Below are 6,036 nucleotides of genomic sequence, written 5' to 3'. Positions count from 1 at the left end.
ATCGGCCATCTGTGAGGCGACGGTACGCTTCCAGATTAGGTCGTAGAGGGCGAATTCTAGTCCGCTCAGTCCGGTTTCCCGGGGCAGGCGAAAGCTACTACCGGCGGGCCGGATGGCTTCGTGTGCTTCCTGTGCGCCTTTGCTTTTGGTGGTGTACTGCCGGGGTTGGGGACTGAGGTAATTTTTTCCGTACATTTGTTCTACACAATTGCGGGCGGCGGTGATGGCCTGATCGGAAAGATGGACGGAATCGGTCCGCATATAGGTGATGTAGCCCTGTTCGTAGAGATTTTGGGCGATTCGCATGGTGTCGCGGGCGGATATGCCCAGTTTCCGGTTAGCTTCTTGCTGTAGGGTTGAGGTGGTGAAGGGGGGGGAAGGTTTGCGAGTGGTGGGTTTTTCTTCGGTGTGGCTAACGCGCCAGATTTTGTCTTCGATGCGTTCTTTTAAGGCGGCGGCGGTGGCTTGATCCAAAAGTGTCACCTGGCGACCGGGGATTAATCTGCCGGTGTCGGCATCGAAATCGCTCCCATTTGCCACTTTTTGACCGTTTAAGGTGACTAATTTCGAGTCGAATTGATTTTTGTCCTTTTCGAGGGTGGCTTTCAGGTCCCAATAATTGGCGGTTTTAAAGGCTCGTCGTTCTCGTTCCCGTTGTACGAGCAGACGCACGGCGACGGATTGCACGCGGCCGGCGGATAACCCTTTGGAGATTTTTTTCCAGAGTAGGGGGGAGAGGGTATAACCGTAGAGGCGATCGAGTATGCGGCGGGTTTCTTGGGCGTGAACTAAATTTTCGTCGATCGAGCGACAATTTTTTAAGGCCGCTTGGATCGCTTCTTTGGTGATTTCGTGAAATACCATCCTTTTGGTGGGTATTTTCGGGTTGAGTACCTGTAAGAGATGCCAACTGATGCTTTCTCCTTCCCGATCTTCGTCGGTGGCGAGGATCAATTCGCTCGCGCCTTTGAGGGCTTCTTTTAATTCTTTGACGACTTTACTTTTGGTTTTGGGGACGACGTAGAGGGGATCGAAATCGTTGTCCACATCCACGCCCAAATTCGCCCAGGATTTGTCTTTGTGGGCGGGGGGAATTTCTTCGGCAGAGGCGGGCAGATCGCGGATGTGGCCCATGGAGGCTTGGACTCGATAGCCGCTAGGCAGATAATTGCTGATCGTCCGAGCTTTGGTGGGGGATTCGACAATAACCAGGGTTGACATAGGAATTGATCACGAGGGCATGGCCACAGCGACTGTTTTAGTTAGACTGACAATCGTTGTTTGATGATGGACAAAAGTTACTATTTATCTTGACCGGCTTGATTCGGGTCAAAAGCCACTTACTACGATAATAGAGATTAAAGCTGGTCTTTTGTCACTAACTTCTTAACAAAACTTAATATTTTTCTGGAGCAGGGAGATGGGAGCAGGGAGTGGGGAGATGGGAGAAAAAAGCTGACTCGGAGAATACTGACTCCTAACCCCATATTCGCCAAAGATAAGCAAAAATTATTTATTGACTCCAAAAACTTGAGAATATTTAAATTAACATTCCGCAATATTTACAAATTCTTAAAAATTAATTGAGAAAGATTTTTATTTAACAACGATGTTACAGTGGTAACAGCGATTTTACTGAATTTCATAATGGGGTATTCTGTGCTTTTTTAGGCAGCAATGGTTGAAACCCTCACCAAACCTAGAAGGTTATCCTAATTAGGACGGGTAAATTAGTCAATTTCACCAACAACGATGATCTTTTTTTTGTGTAGTTTTATTGCAAAAAAAAAGTTTTTTTGACAAAAAGCACAAAGTATGATATGAACCCAACGTATTTCTGGCTGCCAGTAGTTATTGCAGAGTAGGATGGGGAGAAGGGAGAATAAATAAAAATAATCCTCCTGACTGGAAAGAGGGTGTAGGGTCTGGGGTGTGGGGTGTAGGGAAGGAAACCTCTTTCATCTGTGGTGGTGAAAATTTTTTCATCAGGACTGACGCCTGACGACCAACGCCTGACGACCGACTCCTAACCCCACCAACCAACTTTTTGCCGCAAACCCTAGTTATGTCTGATTTACGTCAATATGCTCCGGCAACAGAACGCAATCGTCAGCCGATTTTAGAAGTTCTCAGCCAATTTTTACCGAAGACTGGCAATATCCTAGAAATATCTAGCGGGACGGGTGAACACGCTGTTTTTTTTGCCCCTTGTCTTGCTCCTTGTCGTTGGATTCCCTCGGATTGTAACCCTCTGGCTCTAGATAGTATTCGCAGTTGGTGTGATTATTATCCTAGTTCTAATCTCGATCGCCCCCTATTTATCGATGTTCATCAGTCAGTTTGGGCGGTAGAGACGGAAAATATCGTTATTAATGCCATTGTTAATATTAATATGATTCATATCGCCCCTTGGTCTGCTTGTTTAGCTTTAATGGCAGGAGCAAGTCGCATTCTCAGTCCGGGGGGAATTCTCTATCTTTATGGTCCCTATAAACGACAGGGAAAACATACTTCTCCTAGTAATGAAAGCTTTGATTTTTCTCTCCGTTCTCAAAACTCTGCTTGGGGAGTTAGGAATTTAGAAGATGTGGTGCAAGCAGCGAGCGATCGAGGTTTACAATTGTTAGAAGTAATTCCTATGCCCGCTAATAATCTCTCGGTTTTATTTGCCTTAACATAGCAATTATCAGTAATCAGTAATCAGTGAACAGTAATCAGTGAACAGTAATCAGTGAACAGTAAACAGTGGCGTTGCTGAATCGAGAGATGAATGCCAACTGTGCATCGTATCCAAAAGTTAGTTTGGGTCTGGGTTTTAAAACCCCCACACCAGAAGATTCATGTCTTAAATCGGCTTTTTAGCTATCAGCTGTCCCACTTCCCACTTCCCACTTCCCACTTCCCACTTCCCACTTCCCACTTCCCACTGATAACTGATAACTGATAACTGATAACTGATAACTGATAACTTCCCACTGATAACTTCCCACTGATAACTGATAACTGATAACTTCCAACTGATAACTTCCCACTGATAACTGATAACTGATAACTGATAACTGATAACTGATAACTGATAACTTCCCACTGATAACTGATAACTGATAACTTCCCACTGATAACTGATAACTGATAACTGATAACTGATAACTGATAACTGATAACTGATAACTGATAACTGATAACTGATAACTGATAACTTCCCACTGATAACTGATAACTTCCCACTGATAACTGATAACTGATAACTGATAACTGATAACTGATAACTGATAACTGATAACTGATAACTGATAACTGATAACTGATAACTGATAACTGATAACTGATAACTGATAACTGATAACTGATAACTGATAACTGATAACTGATAACTGATAACTGATAACTGATAACTGATAACTGATAACTGATAACTGATAACTGATAACTGATAACTGATAACTGATAACTGATAACTGATAACTTCCCACTGATAACTGATAACTGATAACTGATAACTGATAACTTATTTCCAACCGGCGCGATTCATTACCTGTACTGCTTTGGCTAAATTAGGACCATAATTAGCCACACTAACGGTATCTTCTTTACCGCGTCCGAGTTTTGCTAGGAAAGGGTCTAAAGCAACCCCTGGAACGACGGGATATTCGCGATTACCCTTAGCAAAAAAGTTCTGTGCTTCATTGCTAGAAAGATACTCTAAAAATTTAATGGCCGATTCTCGATTGGGGGCGGTTTTAATTAAACCACCACCGCTAATATTAACGTGAGTGCCGCGGCCTGCTTGGTCGGGGAAAATTACGCCTACTTGGTCATAAATTGCCCGTTTAGCCGGGTCTTTTTCTTCGGCATACCCCGCTAAGTAATAGGTGTTAGCTAGGGCTAAATCGGCAATTCCTGCGGCTACAGCTTCGATTTGTGCCTTATCATTGCCCTGGGGTGGACGGGCAAAATTAGCCACTAATCCTCGACACCATTTTTCTGCGGCCGCTTCCCCTTGGATGTCGATTAACCAAGCGGTAAAAGATTGACTATAGATGTTACTGGATGACCGGGTGACGACTTTTCCTTTCCATTTGGGATTGGTTAAATCTGCATAGGAATCGATTTCTCTGGGGTTAACTCTGTCTTTGTTATACATAATTACCCGCAAGCGTTTACTAAACCCGAACCAGTGACCTTTGGGGTGACGCAAATTAGCGGGAATTCTTTGGGTGAGAATGCGGGAATTGACGGGGGCAAAAATTCCCTGTTGGTCGGCCCGCCATAATCTCCCGGCATCTACCGTCAGGAGTATATCAGCAGGACTATTGCGGCCTTCGCTTTTGATCCGTTCGATTAATGGGTCTGCTTCCCCTTCCACGAGGTTAATTTTTATTCCCGTTTGTCGGGTGAAGTTGTCATACAATCGTCGGTCGGTGTTGTAGTGACGGGAGGAATAGAGGTTTAATTGTTTAGTTTGGGCGGAAACTTCGTTTATTTTCCCTAATTGACCCACTGCTAACGCTAAGGTGGCTGTTCCCGCGCCTAGAAAGACTCTCCGAGTTATTTTATCGTTCATTGCTCGATTCGTGGCAAAGTTGTCTTTTCCTATTGTACAGCTATTGAGAATAATTCTTATCTGCGGGAGAAATTATTTGTCGGACTAGGGCGGTAAATGGGGAAAAATCGGGCGAAAATCAGGTTTTTTTGTTTTGATGGGGCTAATAAATCCTCGAATCTATCGCTAGTTAAATTCAATAAGCCCAAAATGTTACCCTAAGCTCGATCGAGGGTATTGTGGAATTAGAGCAACGAGAGTCAAGATAATGATCAACAGTGATCACCAACAAGCGATCGAGCTAATGTTAGCATCGCAAGACTATAATCAATTATTGTTATTCTGTCAACAAGCACTGGCGGTTCATCCGGAAGTGACTGATTATTATCCCTATCTGGGATTAGCTTATCTGCTGCTAGAGCAGCAAGCAACAGCGCAAGAAATTTGGTTATTTTGGCTGTTACAATCAGAGTCTAGTCAAGATTTAATTATGCTCCTCAAAGAAGAGATAATTAGAAATCTCGATTGCTGGCAGTTTGGCCAAGCTAAATTAATCTATCTCCAGTGGCTAGAATTAGAGGAAATAGAAGGGGATGAAGAGATAGAAAATTATGCCCTGACTGCGATAAACTCCTGTCTTCAAGAGGTGCAAGAGGCAATTAATCGGCGAGAATATACTTTAGCTGAGGACTTTTACTTAAGAATTTTATCTTGGCGTGAACAATTAGCTTACATCTGGCACGATTTAGGATACTTATACTATATAATTAACCGACTAACAGAATCTTTTAACTGTTTAGCACGAGCCATCGAATTAGAGGAAAATCAAGCCTTATATCATTATACTATGGCCATGGTGCTAGAAAAGCAATCACGTTTAGATATAGCTTTATCAGGTTATCAAAAAGCGATTGATCTCAATGCTAATTTTGTCGATGCTTATAATAAACTGGGCAATTTATTTTATCGATTAGGGCAGCTAGAGTCAGCCGAAAAATTCTATCAACAGGGAATTAATAACCAGGCTGATTTTTATCCTTTTTATATAAATTTAGGCAATGTCTATTTAGTTAAACAAGCTTGGACAGAAGCAAAAAATGCTTATAAAACTGCCCAAGAACTGGCAGGAGATAGACGAGAAATTAGTCAAAATCTTTCCCTTTGGGAAATTCTGCAAGCTGACCAAAAAAGAGCGGATATTTATTCAGGCAACTATTTTTATCAAAGACAACTCTATCAGTTAGCACTAAACTATTATCAAAAATTATTAGCAATTAAAATAGAGGAGAGCAATTTTTATTTAAATTGCGCCCATTGCTATCTCATTCTCAAAGGAGAAAAACAGGCTTTAGAAGTGTATAAAAAAGGCATTGCCTATCATCCAGAAAATATTGATTTACATTTGCGCCTAATTTGGTTACTACAAAATAATTATCCGATCGAGGTGGCAATTAAAGCCACTAAATCGGCTTTAGAGTATATTCCCGATCACC

Annotated in this window: 6 protein-coding genes; 2 read left to right on the top strand and 4 right to left on the bottom strand. The window is 42.4% G+C overall.

All coding sequences use genetic code 11. The features are described 5' to 3' along the window. Together topA and IQ242_RS27180 are read right to left on the bottom strand one after the other, a co-directional pair. Positions 1-1,221, bottom strand: a 1,221-nt coding sequence (topA, locus tag IQ242_RS14400; RefSeq protein ID WP_193960435.1) for a type I DNA topoisomerase, incomplete at its 3' end; no start/stop codon positions are given. A 137-nt stretch (positions 1,222-1,358) separates the two neighbouring features. After that, positions 1,359-1,559 carry a hypothetical protein gene (locus tag IQ242_RS27180; protein WP_370583000.1) on the bottom strand — a complete coding sequence of 67 codons (201 nt, stop codon included), beginning with the start codon at positions 1,557-1,559 and terminating at the stop codon, positions 1,359-1,361. A 506-nt stretch (positions 1,560-2,065) separates the two neighbouring features. Between IQ242_RS27180 and IQ242_RS14395 the strand changes: the two genes are divergently transcribed. Continuing rightward, a complete protein-coding gene (locus IQ242_RS14395) occupies positions 2,066-2,680 on the top strand; it encodes a DUF938 domain-containing protein (RefSeq protein ID WP_193960434.1) in 615 nt (204 codons plus the stop codon). A 178-nt stretch (positions 2,681-2,858) separates the two neighbouring features. Here IQ242_RS14395 and IQ242_RS26220 read toward each other — a convergent pair whose 3' ends face one another. Continuing rightward, entirely contained in the window at positions 2,859-3,518 is a 660-nt protein-coding gene (locus tag IQ242_RS26220; RefSeq protein ID WP_228021002.1) for a hypothetical protein, read from the bottom strand. Then, positions 3,509-4,564 (bottom strand): Fe(3+) ABC transporter substrate-binding protein, encoded by a 1,056-nt coding sequence (locus tag IQ242_RS14385; RefSeq protein ID WP_052275360.1) that lies wholly within the window; start codon positions 4,562-4,564, stop codon positions 3,509-3,511. The genes IQ242_RS26220 and IQ242_RS14385 overlap by 10 nt, the downstream gene beginning before the upstream one ends. A 247-nt stretch (positions 4,565-4,811) precedes the next feature. Between IQ242_RS14385 and IQ242_RS14380 the strand changes: the two genes are divergently transcribed. Next, positions 4,812-6,036 (top strand): tetratricopeptide repeat protein (locus IQ242_RS14380; protein WP_193960433.1); only part of this gene is annotated, 1,225 nt, incomplete at its 3' end.

Origin of the sequence: Microcystis sp. LEGE 08355 (genome assembly GCF_015207185.1) — a bacterium.
In the GTDB taxonomy this organism is placed as follows: Bacteria; Cyanobacteriota; Cyanobacteriia; order Cyanobacteriales; family Microcystaceae; genus Microcystis; species Microcystis panniformis.
Note: the sequence above shows the minus strand (reverse complement) of the source record. Positions and strands in the feature narration are given on the sequence as shown.

What these genes read in the sequence shown, in the direction of transcription:
- IQ242_RS14385 (WP_052275360.1), bottom strand. Translation starts at nt 4,564, where the DNA reads ATGAACGATAAAATAACTCGGAGAGTCTTTCTAGGCGCGGGAACAGCC.
- IQ242_RS14395 (WP_193960434.1), top strand. Translation starts at nt 2,066, where the DNA reads ATGTCTGATTTACGTCAATATGCTCCGGCAACAGAACGCAATCGTCAG.